This window comes from Actinoplanes sp. NPDC023801, assembly GCF_040639655.1.
Classification (GTDB): Bacteria; Actinomycetota; Actinomycetes; order Mycobacteriales; family Micromonosporaceae; genus Actinoplanes.
The window spans coordinates 201279-224001 of the sequence record NZ_JBFAAI010000008.1 but is presented as its reverse complement, the minus strand read 5'-3'; the positions used below and the strand labels follow the sequence as shown (position 1 = coordinate 224001).

The window sequence follows — 22723 nt, the reverse complement described above, 5'->3', positions numbered from 1 at the left end:
GCGGCCGCCGGGCGCCTTGGGGGAAGGTCAGCTCGCTGTACCTGGTGGGACGGCCGGTGACCGGTAACGGGGGGCTACAGCAGGGTGGTGGCCACGGCCGCCAGGCGGGACAGCCAGGTCGCCGGATCGCCTGCGCCGGCAACCGTGCCGGACACCGCCCACCGACGGATCCCGGCGGGATGGAGCAGTCGCGCCAACGGGTACGGCCCCATCTGAGGGTCGGCCGGCGATGCCGGGTCGAGCGGTTGCCCCAACGGGTTCGCCCCGTTCCGGGAGGCGGGCGGCGATGCCGGGTCGAGCGGTTGCCCCAATGGGCTCGGCCCGTTCCGGTAAGCGGGCGGCGATGCCGGGCCATCACCGGGTGATGCGGAGGTGCGGACCGGCGCCGAGTCGCGGTACGGCTGCAGGGCCCGCACGGGCGAGGAGCCGGCGCCCAGTGCCAAGCGACGTAGCCGGGGACGCAGCCGCATGCCGTCCAGTTCGCCCAGGAGCACGGCGTCGTAGACATCCTTCATCGCCGACTCTCCGTGTGTCTGCTGGTCGGCGGCGAGCCAATGCAGTTTCCAGGCCAGCGAGAGCGGGGCGGTGGCCGTCCACAGTCCGAGTGGTGGCAGGCCCCCGGCCCGGGGCACGGCGGTGCACACCGGGGTGTCCGGCATGGGTTCGCCGAAGGACAGGTCGACCTGGACCGTGCCTTCCTCACCGGTCGGTGACTTCCAGGGGAGAGCGAAGCGGAGGCGGCCGTTCTCGCCACCCGGTTCGTACTCCGCGTAATCCCAGTCCTGACGGCAGTCGATCGAATCGGCGTCGAATTGGATGCCGTCGGAGGTGCGCGGGTTCCGGCGGATGAGACTCACGAACTGGTCGTCCCACAGTTCCTCGCCGAAACTGTCCAGGCCGGCGGCCGGCACCCAGTGCAGGCCCTCCGGTGGCAGGCGGGCCTGCCGGCCACCCGTGTCGAACTCCTCGAACTCCCAGATCTCGTTGCGGACGGCGCCGTGTGCGGCTTCCGGCCACTGCTGTACGGGAGCGAGGCGGTTGAAGTACGGATACGGATCAAGATCGTCCAGCGGTGTCAACGACGGCGAACGGACCACCCAGTCGAGGTCGCCCGGCGGCCGGGCCGCGTCGCCGACCCAGGCCGGCATCGTCATGCTGCCGCGCAGCACCAGCCACTCGGCGAACCGTGACTCGGCGATCAACGTCAGTACATGGTCGAGGGCGGCCCGATGAGCGTTCATCCGAACCAGCCCGCGTCCAGGCCGGGGTTGTCGTCGACCAGCACCCACTCCTCCTCGACCTCGGCGACGAGCCACCCCTCCCCGGAAGCAACGACGCGCGAGGGCCCAACAGCGTGCGAGGACGCGGCGGCGTGCGAGGGCCCAACAACGTGCGAGGGCGCGGTGGAAGGAGGTGCGGATAAAGCGGAGGGCGAGGGCACATCGGGGGCCGTCAGAGCGTCGAGCAGGCGCGCCAGCTCGGCAGCCGCCTCGGCCCGCCCGATCCGGTAGCAGCGCTGCGTCACGAACCGCTCCTGGACACCGTCGTCGCGCACGCGCCGGGCGTTCCGGGACAGATGGCCGTCGTATCGCGCGGCGATCGCGCGTACCAGATCAAGGTCTGTCCCGGGGTTGAGCAGCAGCTTGATGTGATGCTCGAAGTAGCGGTCCGGCTGCAGGCCGGCCTCGGCCGTGGTCTTCGGCGCCTCGTCACCGGAGGCGGCGGCCTCCACCTTGAGGCGCGTGACCGTAAAACCGGACGACCGGAGTTCGGCGGCAGTGCGCCGGGCACCGGCCTCGGCGGAGGCCGGGGTGCCGTCGGATAGCCAGCTCAGCATCGGCTGGCTGGCGTGTTGTCCGCGCTCGAGCACGATCCGGGTGTATTTGACGCCTCGGCTCGTCGCCCACGACCGGAGCTGGTCGTCGGAGGCGTCGGCGGACACCGTCAGATGGATCTCGTATCGGCTCACCCCGGCACGCTAACCGCGAGGTACGACATCCCGGATCGGCCGGGAGGGCGGCGGGTAGGCTCACCAATGAGTCAGACCGGGCTGAGGGGATCCTATTGTGGCCGTGACCAGCACTTTCACCGTGAAGGGCATGACCTGCTCGCACTGCGTCCAGTCGGTCACCCAGGAGCTCTCGGCTGTGCCGGGAGTCACCGGCGTGGAGGTCGATCTCGCTTCCGGCGGTGTGACGGTGACCAGTGACGCTCCTCTCTCCGACGAGGCGGTGCGTGCGGCGGTCGACGAGGCCGGCTACGAGCTCGCGGATGCCTGACCAGGAGCCCGAGGAGCCGGTTTTCGGACTTTCGAAGGCGGATGGGGCGACTCCGGCGACCCCGGGTTTCCGGTTCGCCGCGATCGGGGCCCTGCTGATTGTCGTGCTTTTTGCCGGCTACGGTCTCGGCCGTCTGAACAGCGGGACGGGCGCTCCGGCGGCCGCGACTCCCCAGTCCACCCCGTCGGCGAGCCCGTTCGACGAGAGTCAGCCGCACACGCACGGTGTCACCGCCCCGGTGGGCGCGGGCGGCACCGGCGCCCCGGTCGGCGGGCTCTCGCTGAGTGGCGGTGGTCTCACCGTGACGCCGCTCACCACACTGTTCGAGGCGGGCAAACCACAGAAGCTCGAGTTCACGATCAGCGGGCCGGGTGGGGCGCCGATCACCACCTACTCGGTCGTGCACGAGAAGCAACTGCACCTGATCGTCGCAAGGCGTGACCTGACCGGTTTTCAGCATCTACACCCGGTGATGGCGCCGGACGGCACATGGAGTGTCGATCTCACGCTGGCCGAGCCCGGCGTCCACCGCATGTTCGCCGATTTCACCGCGCTGGTCGGTGGCGTCGAGATCGCCGCCACGCTGGGACACGACCTGACGGTCGCGGGGGCCTACACGCCGGTCACCGTGCCCGATCCGGTCCGGTCGGCGACCACCGGCGATTTCACGGTGGGGTACGAGGGAACGCCCGCCACCGAGTCGACTCAGCCCCTGCTGATGACGGTCACCGACGGGGCAGGGCGGCCGGTGACGCCCGAGCCGTACCTCGGTGCCTACGGCCATCTGGTCGTGCTCCGGCAGGGTGATCTCGGATACGTCCACGTGCACCCGGAGAAGCAACCGGTCGACGGCAAGGTCAAGTTCTGGCTGGCCGCCCCGAGCCGCGGCACGTACCGGATGTTCTTCGACTTCCAGGTCGCCGGGAAGGTGTCCACGGCGGCCTGGACGGTCGTCGTCAGCTGAGCATCTTCGCCAGGGCCGGAGTGACCCCCCACTGGCCGGTCAGGGAGTCGTACTCGGCTTGCTGCTCGCCGGTGGGCCGGGCACCGGTCCGTCGGGCACGCAGCATCAGGTTGCGCGGGGTGTGGGCCGAGTCGATGAACTCGACAACGTCCACCCGGTATCCGTGCAGGCGCAGCAGGGCGGCGCGCAGCGAGTCGGTGAGCACGTCGGCGAACCGTTCCCGCAGGATGGCGTGCCTGGTCACCTCCGCGTACGGCGACGGCGCACCCGACACTTTGAGTTGTGCCGCGATGTCGTGGTGGCAGCAGGGCGCGGCCAGCACCCACCGGGCCTCCCACTCGACGGCCCGGGCCAGGGCCTGGTCGGTGGCCGTGTCGCAGGCGTGCAGCGCGAGCACCAGGTCGGGCTCGAACGGCAGCTGAGCGTCCTCGATGGTGCCGGCCACGAAGGTTACGTCGGTGGAGCAGCCGAGTTCGGCGGCGACCGCGCTGTTGCGTACCCGCTGATCCTCGCGGACGTCGACCCCGACCACCTGGACCGCAACGCCCCGCCCGGCCAGGTATCGATAGGCGGCGAAGGTCAGGTAGGCATTGCCGCAGCCCAGGTCGACGACGCGCAGCGGCGTCGGGAGATCGTCGGGGAGGGTCGCGGCGAGCGCCCGCAGGAAGGCGTCGATCTGGCGGCGTTTCGCCGCGGTGCCGCCGACCACCGTGAACAGCGGGTCTCCCGGGTCGAGCAGCCACTGCTTGGCCCGGTCGTGCGTCTCCGGGGCCCGCGGCGCAGCGACCGCGGCGGACCGGTGCACCTGGGCGTCGCCCTTCTTCGTCACCCGGACCTGCACGGTCGCCGAGTCGGTCTCCACGTGCCAGTTGCCGAACGGCTCGGCCAGCAGCGCGTCGACGGCCTCGGCCGCGTCGGCGTCGTCGACGTTACGGGTGAACGGCCGGGCCCCGTCGTCGGTGACGATCTGCAACCGCCGTCCCTGCTTCAGGGTCACCGGGCGTAGCTGCGCGCGGGTCACCGACGGGACGTGCCCGCGGCGACGGCCGGCTGCGACGGCCCGGGTGAGGCCCGGTGCGAGGAGTAGCTCACGCACCTCGGCGAGGACTGTTTCGAGCGGTTCTGGCATGGTCCCATTCTGCCCGGCGGTCCGGATGGCCCCGAGGGGTCGTGGATCGCGCCTCTCGCGGTTAAGTTGGTCGGTGCCGTAGCGAAGACGAGGTGCCGCCGCGATGTCCACTCTGCTCTCCGACCGTCTGCGGGAGACCACCCGCGAGGAGCGTTCCGGAGCGTTGCCGAGCCCGTTCGTCGCCAGCCTCGCGGCCGGACGGCTGCCGCTCGCCGCGTACGCCGAGCTGCTGAGCCAGTACTGGTTCATCTACGAGTCGCTGGAGCTGGCCTCGGCGGCGATGGCCGACGACCCGATGGCCCGGCCGTTCGTATACCCGGAACTGTTCCGGGTGCCGGCACTCGAGTCCGACCTGCGGTTCCTCTTCGGCTCGCGCTGGCAGACCCGGATCACCGCGCTGCCGGCCACCACCACCTACTGCACCCGGATCCGCAGCGCGGCGTTCGGCCGGGTCACCGAGTATGTGGCACATCACTGCACCCGCTATCTCGCGGACCTCTCCGGAGGGCAGTGGCTGCGGCAGGCCGTCGTCGAGGCGTACGGATTCCGCCGGGACGGGTTCCGCTTCTTCGTCTTCGAGGGGATCGATCCACCACTGTTCCGCGCCCGGTACCGGGATCGGCTCAACGCCGTCCCGTGGGCCCGGCGGCAGCAGGATGCCTTCCTCGCCGAGGTGGCCACCGCGTACCGGCTCAACATGGATCTGCTGGCCGAGCTGCGCGACAACTGGACCTGACGGAGAACGCGGGACCGGTTCTCCGGTCCCGCGTCATCGGTCATGTGGATCAGTTGCCGTCGTGGATCAGGCGTCGGCGGTGGTGCCCACGCCGGCCTCGGAACCGCCGGACAGGTCGGCCTCGGCCGCGCCCGTGGTGCGGCGGCGGCGACGGCGCGGTGCGGCGGCGGTCTCCGCCGAGGAAGCCGGAGCGGCATCCGAAGCCGGAGCAGCATCCGAAGCCGGAGCGGCCTCCACGGAGGAAGCCGGAGCAGCATCCGCAGAGGCAGCCGGAGCGGCATCCCCGGAGGTGACGGGCGGTGTCGCGGTGGTGCGGCGACGGCGGCGCGGCGCGGCGGCCGGTGCCTCGTCGGCCGGTGCGGTCACGGTCTCCACGACCGCCGGAGCGGCCAGGATCCCTTCGGCCGCCGGAGCGACGGCCGCCGGAGCGGTCGCGGTCCCCTCGGCCGCCGGAGCGGCCACGGTGGCTTCCGCCGCCGGAGCGGCGTCGTCGGACGGGACGACCACGGCAGCGGTGCTCCGGCGACGGCGGGTCCGGGAGCGCGGTGCGGTTTCCTCAGACGAGAGTACGTCCGAAGGCTCCGCCGACACCGGGGCCGCGGTCTCCGGTGCACCGGGTCCGTCCTCGACGACCCGGCGGCGGCGGCGCTGCCGTTGGGTCCGCTCGGCCGTCTCGCTGGGCGAGGTGGTCTCGGGCGCCGGACCGGTGGCCGACGGGCCGCTGTCCCCACTCCGGCCACGGCTTCGCCCGCCGCGGTCGTTCCGGTCGCCTCGATCCCGGCTGCCGCGTCCGCGTCGCCCGACGCTACCGAGGTCTTCCTCGATCTCGGCGGAGAGCCCGGCCCGGCTGCGGGAGGCGGTCGGCAGGGTGCCCGAGATGTCGGAGGGGATGTCCAGGTCGGCGTAGAGCGCGGGACTCGTGTGGTACGTCTCCGGCGGCTCCGGCATGCTGAGGCCCAGCGACTTGTCGATGAGCACCCAGCGCGGCATGTCCTCCCAGTCCACGAAGGTGATCGCGGAACCGGTGGCGCCGGCCCGGCCGGTGCGGCCGATGCGGTGCGTGTAGGTCTCCGGGTCTTCCGGGCAGTCGTAGTTGATCACGTGGGTGACGCCGGAGACGTCGAGACCACGGGCCGCGACGTCGGTCGCCACCAGCACGTCGATCTTGCCGCTGCGGAACGCCCGGAGCGCACGCTCGCGGGCACCCTGGCCCAGGTCGCCGTGCACGGCCGCGACCGCGAAACCACGGAAGTCGAGGTCCTCGGCGACCCGGTCGGCGGCCCGCTTGGTGCGCGTGAAGATCATCGTGAGGCTGCGGTCCTTGGCCTGCAGGATGCGCGCGACCATCTCGAGCTTGTTCATCGGGTGGGTGCGGTACACGACCTGCTTGGTGAGCGGGGACGGGCCGCTCTCGGTGGTGTGCCCGGCGTGGATCGTGACCGGATTGTGCAGGAACCGGCGGGACAGGGCCACGATCGGGTCCGGCATGGTGGCCGAGAACAGCATCGTCTGCCGCTTCGCCGGGATCATCGCCAGGATCTTCTCGACGTCCTCCAGGAAGCCCAGGTCGAGCATCCGGTCGGCCTCGTCGAGCACCAGGGCCTTGACCGAGCCCAGCTTGAGCATCTTCTGCTTGCACAGGTCGAGCAGGCGGCCGGGGGTGCCGACCAGGATCTCGACGCCCTTCTTGAGAACCTCGACCTGAGGCTCGTACGCCACTCCGCCGTAGATCGGCAGGACGCGGACACCCCGGGTGCTGCCCGCAGCGGCGAGGTCGCGGGCCACCTGCAGGCCCAGCTCACGGGTCGGGACGACGATCAGGGCCTGCGGCTGGCCGTCGGCGCCCTCGCTGGGGGCGGTGACGCGCTCGAGCAGGGGCAGGCCGAAGCCGAGGGTCTTGCCGGTGCCGGTCGGTGCCTGACCGATCAGGTCGGTGCCCCGCAGCGCGATGGGCAGGGCGTACTCCTGGATCGCGAAGGCGTGCGTGATGCCGGCCTTGGCGAGGGCCTCGACGGTCTCCGCCCGGACGCCCAGCTCGGCGAAAGTGGGGCTGTCGGGACGAACCGGAGCACGACTGGTGACGGGTACTAGAGCTTGCTCATTGTCGGTCATGAAGTTTTACGGGTGCCCTCTCGTGGTGCGCCCGTCGGAAGTCTTTGGGCGCGGTTCTCGTGTAGGCGCGGGCCGCACGCTCGAAAGCGGGCCACACGCGGGGTCGTCGACTTGACAGATCGACGACGACACAGGCCACTCTACCTGACCTGGTAGCAGACTCGCCCAGAGAGAGTTACGGGAGGGAGCCCTGAGATCAGGGCGCCCTCCCGTTGCCGAAAACCCAGCTCGCCGGAACCTCAGCGCGTGGTGAAGCCGAACGGGCGGTGCGACGCCTCGGCGATCTCCACGTAGGCCAGCTTGGCGACCGGGATGATCACCTTGCGGCCCTTCTCATCGGTCAGCGACAGGATGCCGTCCTTGGCGAGGGCCTCGGACACCAGCTGCTCGACCTCCGCCGGGGTCTGGGCGCTTTCGAGCACCAGCTCACGCGGCGAATGCTGCACGCCGATCTTGACCTCCACGGGGCCCCTCCTAAAAAGATCCGTCTACCCGACCGAAAGGTTATCCGATTTCCGGTGCCATTCCGGCCGTTGAGCCGCCCTGCAGGGGGAAGCTGGCGATCCCGCGCCAGATCAGCGCAGCTACGAGCGCTTCGGCTTCAGCTTTGGGCGTACGACGACCGTTGGCGAGCCAGAACTGCGCAGCCTGTCCGGCCGCTCCGGCGAGACCGGAGGCGAGCAGCTCGGCCTGGTCCGGACGCAGTCCGGTGTCCGAGATGATGGTGTCCGTCACAGCGGCGATGCAGCCCTGCTCGACCCGCTCGACCCGCTGGCGGACCTGGGGGTCGTTGCGCAGGTCCGACTCGAAGACGAGCCGGAACGCCTCGCTCTCGTGATCCATGAAATCGAAGTACGCCCGGACGGCGCCCTTCACGCGTTCCTTGTTGTCGGGAGACGCCTGCATGGCCCCGCGCACCTTGGCGATTATCGCGTCGCAGTGCGTGTCCAGCAGGGCCAGGTAAAGCTCCAGCTTGCCGGGGAAGTGCTGGTAGAGAACGGGCTTCGAGACGCCGGCCCGTTCCGCGATGTCGTCCATCGCGGCGGCGTGGTAGCCGTGCGCGACGAAGATCTGCTGCGCGGCGGCCAGCAACTGCTTGCGTCGCGCCGAACGGGGCAGGCGGGTGGGTCGAGCGGTCTGTGGCCCGCCGGACGCAGCGGTCATTTCTGTGAACCTCCAGGGGGGTCGGGTCCCCGCGGTCTGTCGTCTCGGTTTGCCCGGATCGGCGCATGTCGCGGTCGTGCGGGCAATTGTCGCGACGCTGCAACTTATCGCCACTGCAACGACACGGTAGCCTCAGCGGGGGCGAGCGAGGAGCACGCGGTGGATGAATCAGGGCATTCCGGAGACACGGGAGCCTCAGCGGGTGGCAACGGGGCCGATTCGCAGGACCGCACACGGGTGAACGGCTGGACGAACGACGAAAGTCCGTGGTCCGGTACGGGAGCGGCATTGGAGCAGGGAGTGGACACGCCACCTTGGCGGCGGCCGTCCGACGGGCGGACCTTCGGCAGGCAGCAGTTCCCGGCGGAACGTCCCTTCGGGGCCGCACCCGCGTCCGGGGTCCCCGCACCGGCACCGGGTTCCGAGAATCCCCCGTCCGGGTCACCTGAAGCGTGGTCCGCCGAGCGGAGCAGGCTCGCCGACATCCTCGGCAGTCACCGCCGCCCCCCGGTCACGCAGACCCCGAGCAGCGCCCCTCCGTACCCCTACGAGGGCGACCTCGACGACGCCTACCGCCCGCGGCCGACCGTGCCGGCTCCGCGCCCGGACTGGGTGCCCGAGCCGGTCCAGGGCCCGCCGCCGGTCGCTCCGCCCCCCGTGGCCCCGCCCCCGGTCGCCCCGGCCTCCGGCGAGCCGGGCCGGTCACGGCACGCGCTGGTCACCGACACCCTGGCCCAGGGTCTGCCGCAGCTGGACGGGCCGGCGGGCGAAACTTCGGCGTACGATCCTCCGGGATTCGCGCGCCGGCCGTACGACCCGGTGCCCGAAGCCACACCGACCTACGCCCCGCCCGGCGCGGGCTCCGGTTTCGCCGGCCCGGACGCCGGTGACGCCGAGACCGGCGACGACACGAGCGGGACACTGCCGCAGCGCGTCCCGGCCCAGCCGGACGTCCCGAGAGTTCCGGAGCCGCCCTCCGTGGAACCGTCGGCCGAAGCGCCAGCTCTGGCCCGCATCGCGACGCACCTGCGCCGCGGTGACGTCGTACCCGCCCAGGAGCGCCAGGAGGGTTTCGACGTCCAGGACATCCTGGGCGCGGTCCGTGAGGTGCCCGGAGTCCGCGACGCCTCGCTGCGGGCCACGCCGGCCGGCGCCCACAGTCTGCGGCTCGACCTCGCCGACGGCGCCGACGCGGCCGAGGTGAGCCGCCAGGTGGCCCGTCTGCTGCAGGAACGGATGGGCCTGGACGCGGCGATGCCCGGTGACGCGCCGGCCGCGTTCCGGCCGTCCAGCGCGCCGGTCTCGTCGCCGCGCGGCACACCGCTGCTGCCGAGCCAGCCGACCCGTCCCGCCCGTGCCTCGGTGCCCGTCGCCCCGGTCTCGAGCCCCGTTTCCAGCCCGGTCGCCCCCGCGCCGGTGTCCTCGGCTCCCACGTCCGCTCCGGTCTCGGTGGCGCCGGTGTCCGCGCTGCCACAGCCCGTCGCGGTGCCCCCGGCCGAGCCCCGGCCGCAGATGGTCAACGCCGGTGCCGCGCTGGTCCCGGCCGACGCCTCCAAGCCGCGCCCGCTGGACCCGGGCGACAACCCGGGCCCTCGCGTGATCATCGAGAACGTGCACGTCAACACGTTCGGTGCGGACGCCACAGTGGAGGTCCGCCTGCGTGCCGGTGGACGGAGCGCCTCCGGTGTCGCGACCGGCCCGGCCGTCGACGGCTACCTGTTGCGTCTCTGCGCGACGGCCACCGCCGGTGCGGTCGACGAGCTGCTCTCCACCTCGCAGCACCAGGAGGGTCCGGCCCGGTGCTTCGTCGAGCACGCGGCCGCGGTCTCCTTCGGGCCGATGCAGGTCGCCGTGGTCGTGCTGCTGCTGTCGTGCGGCGGCGGCTGGGTCGAGCAGCTGGCCGGCTCGGCCGTGGTGACAGGTGACGACCGGCACGCCATGGTCCGCGCCACACTGTCCGCGGTCAACCGGCGGCTTGAGGCACTCTTGGCCTGATGAAGGGCGCAAATCTGGCCGACGACAGCGCGCTGTTGCCGGAGGGTGAGATTCCACCACCGTGGCCCGCGCGGCAAGTCATGGTCGGCGGCTCGATGTTGCACGTGCGGGACACGCCGGGACAGAGCCCGGGGGCCGAGCCCGCCGTCTACGTGCACGGTCTCGGCGGCTCGTCGCAGAACTTCACCGATCTGGCCGGCCTGCTCGCCGACCGGCTCGACGGCCAGGCCGTGGACCTGCCCGGTTTCGGATACAGCGACCCCAGCCCGCGGTATTCGATCGCCGCCTTCGCGGCGACGCTCGTCGACTACCTGGAGAGCGCCGGCCGTGGCCCGGTCCACCTGATCGGCAACTCGCTCGGCGGGTCGATCTCGGTCCGGGTGGCGGCCCTGCGGCCCGATCTGGTCCGTACCCTCACGCTGATCTCCCCGGCCATGCCGTTCCTGAATCCGCGCCGCACCGCGCAGGGCCCGGTCCTGCCGTTGCTGGCGATGCCGGGCGCCGAGCGCCTGATGGCGTGGGCGCTCACGCGGATCACCGCCGAGCAGATGGCCGAGCAGGTGCTGGCCGCCTGTTTCGGTGACACGTCGAAGGTGCACCCGCAGCGCCGTGCCGAGGCGATGGAGGAGATCCAGCTCCGCTACACGGTCGCGCACTATCCGAAGGCCTACCTCGGCACGCTGCGCGGCCTGGTGGGCAGTTTCCTCCGCGCCTACCTGCCGGGCGTCAACTCCCAGTGGCGGCTGGCCGCCCGGATCCAGGCGCCCACCCTGGTCATCGGGGGTCTCAACGACCGGCTCGTCGATCCGCGGGTGCCGGCCCAGGTCGCCCGCGTCGTCCCGGACAGCCGCCTGCTCATCCTTCCGGGCGTCGGTCACGTCGCCCAGATGGAGGTCCCCCGGCTGGTGGCCCGTGCCGTCGTGGGTCTCCTCGACGAGGTCGGCGTGACGTCCGGCTGAGCCGCCGGGTTGCACGGTGCAGCGAGGCGTGATGTCCGGCTGAGCCGCCCGGATTGCGAGCCGCCCGGGTTGCACGGTGCGGCGAGGCGTGACGTCCGGCTGAGCCGCCGGGTTGCACGGTGTAGCAAAGCGCACAAGCCGCTACCGCGCTGGGAGCTGTGGGCGGTTTCGTGCGAGTCTGGAGGCCCATGATCTCCCCGCCCAGCCCCGTGACCGAGCCGCGATCTCTCGCACCGGGAGACCGGTGGCGTCAGGCGTGGCTGGTGGTGCTGGCCGCAACGGTGGTGCTGTTCACCGTGGTGGCGGTCGGCCGCCCGTTCGGCACGGCGAGCGGTCCGCCCGGCAACGCGGCCGCCGCGGCCTCACCGTCGGCCCTGATCCCGGCCCCGGCGCCGTCCGCGATTCCCACCACACCGCTGGGCGTCCCCGCGCCGGCTTCGCCCACCCCGACACCCGCCTCACCGTTCCCGGCCGAGGGCGTGCTGAAGCTTCCCGGCGATGTGCCGGTCAAAGGCTCCGGTGACTTCGCGTTCGCGAACGAGCGCGGCCCGATCGCCGGCACCGGCGGCACGGTCCGCCGGTTCAAGGTGGCCGTGGAGAAGGGCAGCGGCGAGGACGTCACCGCGTTCGCCGCCCAGGTCCGCGCCATCCTGTCCGACGAGCGGAGCTGGGTCGGCAGCGGGCGCGTCCGGATGCAGATGGTGGCCGGCGCCGACCCGGCCGATTTCACCGTCTACCTGGCGACCCGGGAGACCGCGGGCCGCATGTGCGAGCGGGGCGGCACCGGCATCCGGATCAACGGGGTGCCGTTCACGTCGTGCCGGGCCGTCGGCAAGGCGATCATCAACCTGGACCGCTGGCGGATGTCGGCCCGGCCCTATCTGGAGGCGAGGGCCGACCTCGCCGTCTACCGGCAGTACGTGATCAACCACGAGGTCGGCCACGAGCTCGGGCACCGGCACGAGGGGTGCCCGAAAGCCGGTGGCCCGGCGCCGGTGATGGTGCAGCAGACGCTGACTCTGCGTGGCTGCGTCCCGTTCTCCTGGCCCCGGCACCACGGCCGGGACCTTTCCGGCCCACGGCTCTGAGCTCTGCTTCCGCTCATCCGGTACGGAAATCCGAAAGTCCTGTGACACGCGGGGAGTCGTGGCAGGCTGGCGCTTGCTATGGCAAACGCGACAAATGGCCCCGTTGACCCGGACGCCGGACCCGACCGGCGCGGCCGAGCCGAGCGCTCCCGCGCCGAGACCGCGGCCGCCTCCGGTACCCCCGCGGCCACGTCGCCCCGGCGGCGCACCGTCGCGGCGACCACCACCACGGGCCGTGCCCCGGTGACCGCCCCGGCCGAGCCCGCTCGCCGGAACCGCAAGAGTGCCGCCGACGAACCCGCCCGCAAACCGGCCGGCAAGAAGTCGACGCCCGCCGCGGAGACCGCCGAGCCGCCGGCGAAACCGGCCGCGGTCAAGTCGACCTCGGCGCGGACCGCCACCGGCCGTGCCCCGGCCCGTAAGACGGCCACCGCGCCGGTGGAGCCGGTTCCGGAGGAGCCGCAGGCCCGCCGGCGGAGCACCGCGAGGACCACACCGGCCGAGGGGCCGCCGGCCCGGCGGGTGACCGGTTCACGTACGCGCCGGGCCGTCCCGGACCCGGAGCCCGCCACGCCTGCCCTCAGCGGGCCGGAGAGTCCCGATCCACCCGCCCCGGCACGCGAGATGACCCGGGGCATCTTCGAACTGGCCGCGGAGCGCCTGGCCGCCTCGACGCCCCGTCCGGTGGAGCCGCCACCGCCCGCTCCGGCCGGCGACGACCCGCTTGCTGCGCCGGGCTCCTTCGTGAACCCGCGCGCCGTCGGCGGGCGACGGTCCACCCGCTCCGGTACGGGGCCGGGCATTGCCGGCCGTACGTCACTCGGCTCCCGCCCACCCGGGGACGTCCGTTCCCAGCCGGACCACTGGGACGGGCTGTCGCCGGAGAACGGCTGGCTCGGCGTGGAGCCGCCCGCCGTGCACGCCGGCGAGCAGGCGGTGGCCGCTCCCGGACCGGGTACCGGTTACGACGAGTACCCGCGGACGATGAACCGGCCCATCGGACTTCCGCCGAGCGTGCGGCTGCCGGCCGAACTGCCGGACAACCTCTGGCCGCCGAAGTCGATGCTGGAACGGAATCTCACCGAGAACATCTACGTCCCGGCGCCGGTACCGCCGCGGCCCGAGGAGCCGGCGCCGGCGCCCGTGGCCGAGCTCGACCCCGAGCCGGAAGCGGTCACACCGCGCCCCCGGCCGGTCGAGATCTTCCCGGAAGAGGAGCCGGAGTCCGACTTCCTGCCGTCGGTGCTGACCCACGCCGAGAACGACTACGTGCCGGCCCACGCACGGTCCGCCGGCCAGGCACGGCACGCCGTCTCCGAGACGGCCGGTGCCCGGCGCGTCCGGCGGCGCCGTCGGCTGATGCTCCTGGCGTACATCCTGCTCGTGGTTCTGATTTTGATCGCCGGGCATGAACTGCGCGACGACGAGCGGCCGCTCGCACCCGGGCGCGACGCCGCACAACGCGCCGCCGAACCGGCCGGTGTCGGGCCGGCGGCCGGGCCGGTGCCGCAGATGCCGCAGACGGCGGCCGAGCCGCAGAAGACCGGGGGCGAGGACGAGGACGAGGACGAATCGGCGCCGAAGGGAAAGGCCGGTGAGTTCGGGTACGCGAAGGACCGCGGCCCGGCACTGGGCAGTGGGGGCCGGTTGTACCGCTTCCGGGTGGCGGTCGAGAAGGTCGTCGAGGACACGTCGGCCGGTGAGTTCGCCGAGGCCGTCGACGAGACCCTGGGCGACGAGCGGAGCTGGATCCACGACGGGCGGCTGCGGTTGCGCCGGGTGCCGAAGTCCGGTGATTTCGACTTCACCATCTACCTGGCCTCGGCGAAGACGTCGGAACGGATGTGCGCGAGCGGCGGGCTGGACACCGAGGGTTACACGTCGTGCCGGGTCTCCGGCCAGGTCATCATCAACGCCGACCGCTGGGCCGACGCGGTGCCCGACTACGAGGGCGAGCTCGAGATGTACCGGCGGTACACGATCAACCATGAGGTCGGCCACGAGTTCGGGCACGGGCACGAGGCGTGCCCCGGCAAGGGCGAACCGGCTCCGGTGATGATGCAGCAGACTCTCGGGCTCAAGGGTTGTACGCCGAACCCGTGGCCCTATCTGGACGGCGAGCGGTACGCCGGTGAACCGGTAGCGTGAATATTCCGCGATCCCGCATGTCGGGCCCGTGTCCAACGTCATGGAACCGCGCCTGCGAATCGAGCAACAATGGGCGGCGATCCTTACCACCGAACCCCGGGGAGTGAACTGTGGCTCTGCCCCCGCTCGTCGAGCCGGCCGCTGAGCTGAGCGTCGACGAGATCCGCCGCTATTCGCGTCACCTGATCATCCCCGATGTCGGGATGGACGGACAGAAGCGGCTCAAGAACGCGAAGGTGCTCGCGGTCGGCGCGGGCGGCCTCGGCTCGCCGACCCTGCTCTATCTGGCCGCGGCCGGCGTGGGCACGCTCGGCATCATCGACTTCGACACCGTCGACGAATCCAACCTCCAGCGTCAGATCATCCATGGCGTCTCGGACGTCGGCACGCCCAAGGCCGAGTCCGCGGCCCGCAGCATCGCCGAGGTCAACCCGCTGGTGAACGTGGTCATCCACAACACCGCGCTGGACCGGGACAACGTCAAGGAGATCTTCAGCCAGTACGACCTGATCGTCGACGGCACCGACAACTTCGCGACCCGCTACATGGTCAACGACGCCGCGGTGCTGCTCGGTAAGCCGTACGTCTGGGGCTCGATCTATCGCTTCGACGGCCAGGCTTCGGTCTTCTGGGAGGAGCACGGTCCCTGCTACCGCTGCCTCTACCCGGAGCCGCCGCCGCCCGGCATGGTCCCGAGCTGCGCCGAGGGCGGCGTGCTCGGTGTGCTCTGCGCGTCGATCGGTTCGATCCAGGTCAACGAGGCGATCAAGCTGATCACCGGTATCGGTGAGCCGCTGGTCGGGCGCCTGATGGTCTACGACGCCCTGGAGATGGAATACCGCAAGATCAAGGTGCGGAAGGACCCGAACTGCGCGCTCTGCGGTGAGAACCCGACCGTCACTGATCTCCTCGAGGACTACGAGGACTTCTGCGGCGCGGTCTCCGAGGAGGCGCAGGAGGCGGTGCACGGCTCCACGATCACCGTCCGCGAGCTCAAGGACTGGCAGGACAGCGGCAAGGACATCTTCCTGGCCGACGTCCGCGAGCCCGCCGAGTGGGAGATCAACCGGATCCCCGGCGCGGTGCTGATCCCGAAGGGCGAGATCCTCTCGGGCGAGGCGTTGTCGAAGTTCCCCCAGGACAAGCAGATCGTTCTGCACTGCAAGTCGGGTGTGCGTTCGGCCGAGGCTCTCGCCGCGCTCAAGGCGGCCGGCTTCAAGGACGCCGTGCACGTCCAGGGCGGCATCGTGTCGTGGGTCAACACGATTGATCCGTCCCTGCCGTCGTACTGACCCTTTTCGTCCGGGGAGTCACCTTCGGGTGACGCCCCGGATGGAAGGGACCTGCGATACACAGCTTCGGCCGGTACCGTCGTCACCGTGATCGATATAGATGCCGCGATCGGTTACGTGGTCGCCCATGGTGATCTGGTGGAGCGGGCGCGGTTGTCGCACCTCCGGACCGGGCAGCCCGCCCCGCCCGAGGCGGCGGAGCGGATCGCGGCCGGCCAGATGCTCGAGGGCGGCTGGCCCGCCTCCGCCGAGGGTGCCATCCCCTCGATCGACGCCACGTGTTTCCGTCTCGCCGAACTCGACGGCATCGGGGCCTTGAACAGCCAGGTGGGTGTGCAGGCCCTGCAGTGGCTGGCGAGCGCGCAGCGCGGCGACGGCACCTGGCAGGAGCACGAGTCCCTGGCCGGTGAGGCCCCCGCGTGGGCGCTGCCCGGCGATCCCGAGGCCACCCTCTACCTCACGTCGGTCGCCGGTTTCTGGCTCACCGCGGCGGCCGTCGAGATCGACCCCCATCAGACCCGGTCGCCGTGGAGCGAGGTGCTGCGTTCGGCGGCGGGCTGGGTCGTGACCCAGATCCGGCCGGACGGCACCTGGCCGTCGTTCCTTGCCGCCGGGTGGCATGCCGCCGGGTTGCTGCACCAGCAGCAGTTCTTCTACGAGTCGGCCCGGGTGCAGCAGGTTCTCGGCGACCGCCTGCCGGACATGTCGCCGGCGGACGTGGCGTCGATGGCGGCCGCATTGCGACGGGTCAACCTCGGTGACGACTGGCTGCTGCGCAGCGCGTGGAAGCGGCTCGGCGAGACGCAGCGCGGCGACGGCGGGTGGGACAGCAACGAGGGCCCGTTGTTCGACGTGAACACCACGTTGACGGCATTGCGGGCATTTCGCTGACGGCCTGTCAAGACCTGCAACCGGGTGGCACCCGAGTCGGCCCAAAAGGCAACCGAGCCACAGCATTTAGGGCTATTGGCCTAAGACGGACATGTGCCGCAATATTGCTTCAGACCCCGATGGGGCCGAGGCGAGACGAAGATCCGCTGGGCGATGATGGTGGTCGCTCCAGTCCGGCGGGGAGTCAGTAGCGAAACCGGCGCCTACGAAGATCCAGAATTTCTTCGAGGAGCCAGATTCATGCGTACGTCCGTCAAGCGCGCTGTCATCGTCGGTACCGCACTCGCCGTCACCGTGGGTGCCGGTGCCGCCTACGCCGCCTGGACCGCCAACGGCACCGGCACCGTGAGCGCCAAGGCCGGCACGTCGCAGGGTGTGACGGGCACCGCCGTCACGGTCGACGGCGTCCTCTACCCGGGTGGCAAGGCCGACGCCAAGATCAGCATCACGAACCCGAACCAGTTCCCGGTCATGGTCACCCAGATCGCCCCGAACGGCACCGTGACCGTCGCGGGTGCGGGCTGCACCGCCGTGAACAGCGCCGTCGCGCTCGCCACGAAGTCGCTCACCCAGTACATCGGCGCCGGTGACTCGGTCGTGGTCACGCTCACCGACGCGGTGACCATGGGTGACAGCTCGGACAACAGCTGCCAGGACGCCACGTTCACGTTCCCGGTCAGCCTCACCGCCACGAGCACGCCGAAGCAGCCGTAGTCGCCGTCCGGCCGGGGGCGGGCGCCGTCCCCGGCCGACCTCGTTCATGGGAAGGAATGCCGATGCGGCTCATGCCGCTCACGATCGCCGCCTCGGTGGTCCTGCTCGCCGGGGCCGCGCTGGCCGCGCTGAACACCGGCCCGGCCGACACCGGCGAACTCCCCGTGGACATCACCCTGGTCGCGCAGTCCGGCGGCCCCGGCGTCACCGGCACCTCCGTCAGTGGCCTCTACCCGGGCGTCAAACGGGAGATCCAGGTGGCGGTGCGCAACCCGTACAAGTTCCCGATCATGGTGACCGCGGCGTCCGGGCAGCTCGCCTCGACCTCCCGGAAGAGCTGCAAGGTCGCCTACACCAACCTGACCGTGGGTCGTTACGCCGGCAGTCCGGCCCTACCGGCTCGCATCCCCGCCGGTCAGCAGGCGAAGCTCGGGTACCTGCCGATCTGGATGCCGGCCGCCGGAGTTTCCGACGCCTGTCAGGGCGTGACCTTCACCTTGCGGCTGAGCGCCGGTGCGCGGAAGGCCCCGAAATGACAATGCCGCGTTCCGCCTCCGTCCTGACCGCCGCGGGCCTGGCCGCCGGGCTGCTGTTCACCACCCCCGGCGTGGCGCGGGCGAGCTGGCACCTGGCCGGTTCCGGTGCCGCACTGGCCAAGGCCGGCCGGATGCCGATCGTCCACGGCGTGACGGCCGACGCCACCGGATCCTCGGTGAGGGTGGACTGGCCGGCCGCGGAAGTTCGCACCGGCCGTCCGGTGGCCGGTTATCGGGTCGTCCGGTACGCGGCCGGCACCGACACCGCCGCCGTAGTGGGTGACGGCTGCTCCGGAACGCTCGCCGCGACAGGCTGTACCGAGACTGGCGTTCCCGACGGCACCTGGCAGTACGCCGTACGGGCCGTCCAGGGTTCCTGGACCGGAGCTCCGAGCGCCCGGTCGGCCGTATCGGTGCACACCGCCGTGACACCGGGCACCGGCGCGACCACCTTCCCGGTCAGCGGGCGGAAGTACGGACCGAACAGCTGGGCCAGGACCTGCCCCGGTATCTGTGGCACCGCCACCGCGTCCAGCGGCAGCACGCTCACCGGCGTCCGGGTCAGCCTCCGGCGGGCGGACGGCGGCTATTGGAACGGCAGTGCCTTCGCCGCCACCACCGAGCAGTTCGTCACGGTCACCGGAAGCCTGGACACCTGGGAGATCGCGTTCCCGTTCAGCAATTTCCCGCCGGCCGACTCCGACTACACCGTGCGGGTCGTGGCCAGCGACAGCGGCAACCGGAGCAGTGAGTCGACAAGCACGTTCACCGTGGACGCCAAGCGGCCGGAACCCGGCGGCGTCCGCACCGCCAACGCCGCCACGGGCACGATCGGCACGATCGACGCCGGCGACTCGTTCACGCTCACCTACAGCGAGACGATCGATCCGGCATCGATCCTCAGCCGTTTCAACGGCTCCCCGATCGCGGTCAAGGTCGAGATGACCCAGCAGAGCGGCAACAGCCCGGACGTCCTCCGCGTCCTCGACGGTACGACCGCCCTGCCGATCGGTTCGATGGTCCTCGGTGCACGTGGTTACCTGCAGAGCAGCTCACAGACGGTGAACGCGTCGATGAGCTACTCCGCGACCGACGGCCTCAGGATCACCTTCACCGCCTCTGCGCCACGCAACGGGCAGTCCCAACCCACCCTCCGGAGCGCGCTGTCCTGGACCGCGGCGGAGGGCGGCACGGATCTCCACGGCAACCATGTCGTCGCGGCGACGGTCAGCGAACCGGGGAATCCGCACCTGCAGTTCTGAGGGGGTACCCGCGGCTCAGCGGGTGTGGCCGTTGCCGGTGACGACGTACTTCGTGGAGGTCAGTTCCGGCAGTCCCATCGGCCCGCGCGCATGCAGCTTCTGAGTGCTGATGCCGATCTCCGCGCCGAACCCGAACTCCCCGCCGTCGGTGAACCGGGTCGAGGCGTTCACCATCACAGCGGCGGCGTCCACCCCGGCCACGAAACGCCGGGTCGCGGTCGTCGACTCGCTGACGATGGCCTCGGTGTGACCGGTACCCCATTGGCGGATGTGATCCAGAGCGTCGTCCAGGGAGTCGACGACGGCCACCGCGATGTCGGGGGACAGGTATTCCGCGCCCCAATCCTCGTCGGTGGCGGCGACCACCGCGTCGCTGTAGCTCGCCACGCGCGCGTCGCCGTGCACGGTGACGCCGCGTTCCCGCAGCTCCGGGAGCAGGAGCGGCAGGAACGTATCCGCGATCTCGACGTGCACCAGCAGCGACTCGGCGGTGTTGCAGGTGGAGTAGCGCTGCGTCTTCGAGTTGACCGTGACGGCCAGGGCCTTCTCCAGGTCGGCGGCGGCGTCCACGTAGACGTGGCAGTTACCGACCCCCGTCTCGATCACCGGCACCGTGGACTGCTCGACCACCGTCCTGATCAGCGAGGCACCACCACGCGGGATCAGCACGTCGACGAGACCGCGGGCGCGCATGAGCTCCTTGACCGAGTCGCGGGTGGTGGCGTCGAGGAGCTGGATCGTGTTGGCCGGCAGACCCGCGTCGGCGACCGCCTTGCGCAGCACCGAGACGATCGCCGCGTTCGACGAGAACGCCGAGCCGGAGCCGCGCAAGAGGGCCGCGTTGCCGCTCTTGAGACAGATGCCGGCGGCGTCGACGGTGACGTTGGGGCGGCCTTCGTAGATCATGCCGACCACACCGAACGGCACCCGGACCTGCCGCAGCTCCAAGCCGTTGGCCAGGGTCGAACCGCGTACCACGTCACCGACCGGGTCCGGCAGGGCGGCGAGCTGGCGCAGACCGTCGGCCATCGCGACGATCCGCTCCGGCGTCAGGGCCAACCGGTCGATCATCGCCTCGGACGTGCCGTTCTCCCGGGCGTTCGCCACGTCGACGCCGTTCGCGTGGACGATGTCGTCGGTCCGCTCGACCAGGCGGTCGGCCATCAGCAGAAGGGCCGCATCCTTCTCGGCCCGTGTCGCCGAGGCCAGATCGAACGAGGCGACCCGGGCGGCGGCGGCCTGCTCCAGCACACTCATGACGAAACCTCTCTAGAGGAGCACCAGATCGTCGCGGTGGACGACCTCACGTTCATATCCCGGCCCGAGCGCCGCGGCCAACTCCGGGGTGGACCGTCCCAGCAGGGCCGGCAGTTCGACCGCGTCGTAGTTGACCAGGCCGCGCGCGACGGGCGTACCGGAGCCGGCTTCGACCAGATCCACCGGATCGCCGGCGGCGAAGGAACCGTCGACGGCCGTGATGCCGGCCGGCAGCAGCGATTTGCGCCGGGCCACCACGGCCGCGACCGCGCCCTCGTCGAGGTGCAGCCGGCCGCGCGGGGCCGTGGCGTGGGCCAGCCAGAAGAGCCGGGCGGCGGGCCGGGACTCGGCCGCCTCGAACAGGGTGCCGACCTCCTCGCCGGCGAGCGCCGCACCGGCCAGCGGGGCGGCGGTGAGCACGACCGGGATGCCGAACCCGGTCGCGATCCGGGCCGCCTCGACCTTGGTGACCATGCCACCGGTGCCGACGCCCGCCTTGCCGGCCGTGCCGATCTCCACCGCGGAGAGGTCGCTGTTCTCCCGCACCAGCGGGATCTTCACCGACGACGGATCGGACGGGTTGCCGGTGTAGAGCGCGTCCACGTCGGAGAGCAGCACCAGCAGGTCGGCGTCGGCCAGGGCGGCGACGAGCGCGGCCAGCCGGTCGTTGTCACCGAACCGGATCTCCTCGGTGGCGACCGTGTCGTTCTCGTTGACGATCGGCAGCGCACCGAGGTCGAGCAGTTTGCGCAGCGTGCGATACGCGTTGCGGTAGTGCACCCGGCGGGTCACGTCGTCGACGGTGAGCAGCACCTGCCCGACGGTCAGCCCGTGGCGGGCGAAACCGGCCGTGTACCGGGCGATCAGCAGTCCCTGACCGACCGAGGCGGCGGCCTGCTGGGTCGCCAGGTCACGTGGCCGCCGGCGCAGCTGGAGCGGGGCGAGTCCGGCGGCGATCGCACCGCTGGAGACGAGAACCACCTCACGCCCGCCGGTCGCCAGCGTGCCCAGCACGTCGACCAGGGCGTCGATCCGTTGCTCGTCGATGCCGCCCGCCGCGGTGGTCAGCGAGGACGACCCCACCTTGACCACGATCCGGCGCGCACCGGTAACCACTTCCCGCACCTGGCCCATTGTGCTCGGCAGGCCGCTGTCGATCGTTGTCACATCCCATATCGTGGCGGGTTGTGACACCGCAGGAGTACGTCGAAGAGGTCCTGACCCTGGTGGAGAGCATTCCACCGGGCCGGGTGATGTCGTACGGCGCGATCGCCGACGCACTGGCCGACCGGTCCGGCCGCAACTCGCCCCGGCAGGTCGGCCGGATCATGTCCCTGCACGGTGCCGGCGTCCCCTGGCACCGGGTGTGCAGCGGCGGCGGCCGGCTGCCACCCGGTCACGAGGTGCGGGCCAAGGCGCTGCTGCTGGCGGAGGGCGTGCCGATGCGCGGTGACCGGGTGCTGATGGCCGAGGCCGGTTGGATGCCGGCTATCCGGTGAGCCCGGCGAGCCGGCCCGCGGCCCGCAGCTGATACTCGAAGAAGCCCCGCCGGTCGTCCTCGACCGTGTTGTTGAGCTGCCCGAAGAGTTCGAAGCTGATGGCACCGCAGATCTGGAAGAACGCCGCGATGGTGTCGGCGATGACGCGGGCCGTCAGGTGGGGGAGATAGGCGCCGGCGACCGCCGCGAGCTCCTCCGCGAAACGGCCGGTCAGGGGTGCCCGCTCGGCGATCTCGCCGGCCCGGTCGGCCTCGGCGATGATCGCTCCGAGCAGGAGCATGATCCGCGTCGCGGAGTCCACGGTGTCCCGGGGCGCGGCATAGCCGGGCACCGGACTGCCGTAGATGAGCGCCCACTCGTGCGGGTTGGCGATCGCCCAGTCCCGTGCCGCGTGGCCGGCCGCCAGCCACTTCTCCAGCGCTGTCTCCCGCCCGGCCGCCGCCCGTTCGGCGGCGTCACCAACGGCGTCGTACGCGTCGATGATCAGCGCGGTGAGCAGCTCGTCCCGGCTCGCGAAGTACCGGTAGACCGCGGACGAGGCCATCCCGAGGTCGCGGGCGACAGCCCGTAGTGACAGGTTCGCCCCGTCGGTGGCCAGGTGACGTTTCGCCACCGCCTTGATCTCTTCGGTCATCTCGGCCCGTAGGCGGGCTCGCAGGTTGGCGGCGCTCATGCGGACCAGTGTGCCATAACGAGAG

General features: G+C 71.4%; 21 protein-coding genes and 1 pseudogene. 13 read left to right on the top strand and 9 right to left on the bottom strand.

The genetic code is table 11. The features are described from left to right. Nucleotides 1–74 precede the first annotated feature (74 nt). A complete protein-coding gene (locus AB0G04_RS17675) occupies nt 75–1241 on the bottom strand; it encodes a nucleotidyl transferase AbiEii/AbiGii toxin family protein (protein ID WP_360983219.1) in 1167 nt (388 codons plus the stop codon). Next, entirely contained in the window at nt 1238–1969 is a 732-nt protein-coding gene (locus tag AB0G04_RS17670; protein ID WP_360983217.1) for a hypothetical protein, read from the bottom strand. The genes AB0G04_RS17675 and AB0G04_RS17670 overlap by 4 nt, the downstream gene beginning before the upstream one ends. A 97-nt stretch (nt 1970–2066) precedes the next feature. On the opposite strand from AB0G04_RS17670, the gene AB0G04_RS17665 reads away from it, so the two are divergent. Both AB0G04_RS17665 and AB0G04_RS17660 read left to right on the top strand, forming a co-directional pair. After that, complete coding sequence (locus AB0G04_RS17665) at nt 2067–2279, top strand: heavy metal-associated domain-containing protein (RefSeq protein ID WP_360983215.1); 213 nt, start codon at nt 2067–2069, stop codon at nt 2277–2279. Next, a complete protein-coding gene (locus AB0G04_RS17660; RefSeq protein ID WP_360983212.1) occupies nt 2272–3243 on the top strand; it encodes a hypothetical protein in 972 nt (323 codons plus the stop codon). The genes AB0G04_RS17665 and AB0G04_RS17660 overlap by 8 nt, the downstream gene beginning before the upstream one ends. Here the strand turns inward: AB0G04_RS17660 and AB0G04_RS17655 are convergent. Further along, on the bottom strand, nt 3236–4372 hold the full coding sequence (locus tag AB0G04_RS17655; protein WP_360983211.1) for an SAM-dependent methyltransferase: 1137 nt from the start codon (nt 4370–4372) through the stop codon (nt 3236–3238). The genes AB0G04_RS17660 and AB0G04_RS17655 overlap by 8 nt on opposite strands. A 103-nt stretch (nt 4373–4475) precedes the next feature. Between AB0G04_RS17655 and AB0G04_RS17650 the strand changes: the two genes are divergently transcribed. Further along, nucleotides 4476–5108, top strand: a complete 633-nt coding sequence (locus AB0G04_RS17650) for a biliverdin-producing heme oxygenase (RefSeq protein WP_360983209.1) — start codon at nt 4476–4478, stop codon at nt 5106–5108. Between the two features lie 633 nt (nt 5109–5741). On the opposite strand, the pseudogene AB0G04_RS17645 reads toward AB0G04_RS17650, so the two are convergent. From AB0G04_RS17645 to AB0G04_RS17635, 3 genes and pseudogenes are all read right to left on the bottom strand, one after another. After that, nucleotides 5742–7220, bottom strand: a pseudogene (locus AB0G04_RS17645) (DEAD/DEAH box helicase); the annotation flags it as partial. A gap of 239 nt (nt 7221–7459) precedes the next feature. Next, nucleotides 7460–7684 carry a DUF3107 domain-containing protein gene (locus AB0G04_RS17640; protein WP_360983207.1) on the bottom strand — a complete coding sequence of 75 codons (225 nt, stop codon included), beginning with the start codon at nt 7682–7684 and terminating at the stop codon, nt 7460–7462. 40 nt (nt 7685–7724) lie between these two features. Continuing rightward, nucleotides 7725–8384, bottom strand: coding sequence for a TetR/AcrR family transcriptional regulator (locus AB0G04_RS17635; protein WP_043531207.1), 660 nt, complete (start codon nt 8382–8384; stop codon nt 7725–7727). Nucleotides 8385–8684: 300 nt separating this feature from the next. Between AB0G04_RS17635 and AB0G04_RS17630 the strand changes: the two genes are divergently transcribed. The 9 genes from AB0G04_RS17630 (at nt 8685) to AB0G04_RS17590 (ending at nt 19269) form a co-directional block, all read left to right on the top strand. Next, nucleotides 8685–10379, top strand: a complete 1695-nt coding sequence (locus AB0G04_RS17630; protein WP_360983205.1) for a Daple — start codon at nt 8685–8687, stop codon at nt 10377–10379. Further along, entirely contained in the window at nt 10379–11338 is a 960-nt protein-coding gene (locus AB0G04_RS17625; protein ID WP_360983203.1) for an alpha/beta hydrolase, read from the top strand. Before AB0G04_RS17630 ends, AB0G04_RS17625 begins: the two co-directional genes overlap by 1 nt. 188 nt (nt 11339–11526) lie before the next feature. Further along, the gene (locus tag AB0G04_RS17620; protein ID WP_360983201.1) at nt 11527–12426 is read left to right on the top strand and encodes a DUF3152 domain-containing protein; all 900 of its coding nucleotides are present in this window, start codon (nt 11527–11529) and stop codon (nt 12424–12426) included. 78 nt (nt 12427–12504) lie between these two features. Beyond that, the gene (locus AB0G04_RS17615; RefSeq protein ID WP_360983199.1) at nt 12505–14574 is read left to right on the top strand and encodes a DUF3152 domain-containing protein; all 2070 of its coding nucleotides are present in this window, start codon (nt 12505–12507) and stop codon (nt 14572–14574) included. Between the two features lie 110 nt (nt 14575–14684). Beyond that, nucleotides 14685–15866 carry an adenylyltransferase/sulfurtransferase MoeZ gene (gene moeZ, locus AB0G04_RS17610; RefSeq protein ID WP_360983197.1) on the top strand — a complete coding sequence of 394 codons (1182 nt, stop codon included), beginning with the start codon at nt 14685–14687 and terminating at the stop codon, nt 15864–15866. Nucleotides 15867–15953: 87 nt separating this feature from the next. Beyond that, on the top strand, nt 15954–16757 hold the full coding sequence (locus AB0G04_RS17605; protein WP_360983195.1) for a squalene--hopene cyclase: 804 nt from the start codon (nt 15954–15956) through the stop codon (nt 16755–16757). A gap of 240 nt (nt 16758–16997) precedes the next feature. After that, on the top strand, nt 16998–17471 hold the full coding sequence (locus tag AB0G04_RS17600) for a hypothetical protein (RefSeq protein ID WP_360983193.1): 474 nt from the start codon (nt 16998–17000) through the stop codon (nt 17469–17471). A gap of 62 nt (nt 17472–17533) precedes the next feature. Continuing rightward, nucleotides 17534–18007, top strand: a complete 474-nt coding sequence (locus AB0G04_RS17595; RefSeq protein ID WP_360983191.1) for a hypothetical protein — start codon at nt 17534–17536, stop codon at nt 18005–18007. Next, complete coding sequence (locus AB0G04_RS17590) at nt 18004–19269, top strand: hypothetical protein (protein ID WP_360983189.1); 1266 nt, start codon at nt 18004–18006, stop codon at nt 19267–19269. Before AB0G04_RS17595 ends, AB0G04_RS17590 begins: the two co-directional genes overlap by 4 nt. Before the next feature lie 15 nt (nt 19270–19284). Here AB0G04_RS17590 and AB0G04_RS17585 read toward each other — a convergent pair whose 3' ends face one another. Next, nucleotides 19285–20526 (bottom strand): glutamate-5-semialdehyde dehydrogenase, encoded by a 1242-nt coding sequence (locus AB0G04_RS17585; RefSeq protein ID WP_360983187.1) that lies wholly within the window; start codon nt 20524–20526, stop codon nt 19285–19287. A 12-nt stretch (nt 20527–20538) separates the two neighbouring features. After that, nucleotides 20539–21651, bottom strand: coding sequence for a glutamate 5-kinase (gene proB / locus AB0G04_RS17580; RefSeq protein ID WP_360983355.1), 1113 nt, complete (start codon nt 21649–21651; stop codon nt 20539–20541). A gap of 62 nt (nt 21652–21713) precedes the next feature. Here proB and AB0G04_RS17575 point away from each other — a divergent pair, with 62 nt between their 5' ends. Next, on the top strand, nt 21714–22025 hold the full coding sequence (locus AB0G04_RS17575) for an MGMT family protein (protein ID WP_360983185.1): 312 nt from the start codon (nt 21714–21716) through the stop codon (nt 22023–22025). Here AB0G04_RS17575 and AB0G04_RS17570 read toward each other — a convergent pair. Further along, entirely contained in the window at nt 22015–22698 is a 684-nt protein-coding gene (locus AB0G04_RS17570) for a TetR/AcrR family transcriptional regulator (protein ID WP_360983183.1), read from the bottom strand. The two genes, AB0G04_RS17575 and AB0G04_RS17570, sit on opposite strands and share 11 nt — an antisense overlap. Nucleotides 22699–22723 lie beyond the last annotated feature (25 nt).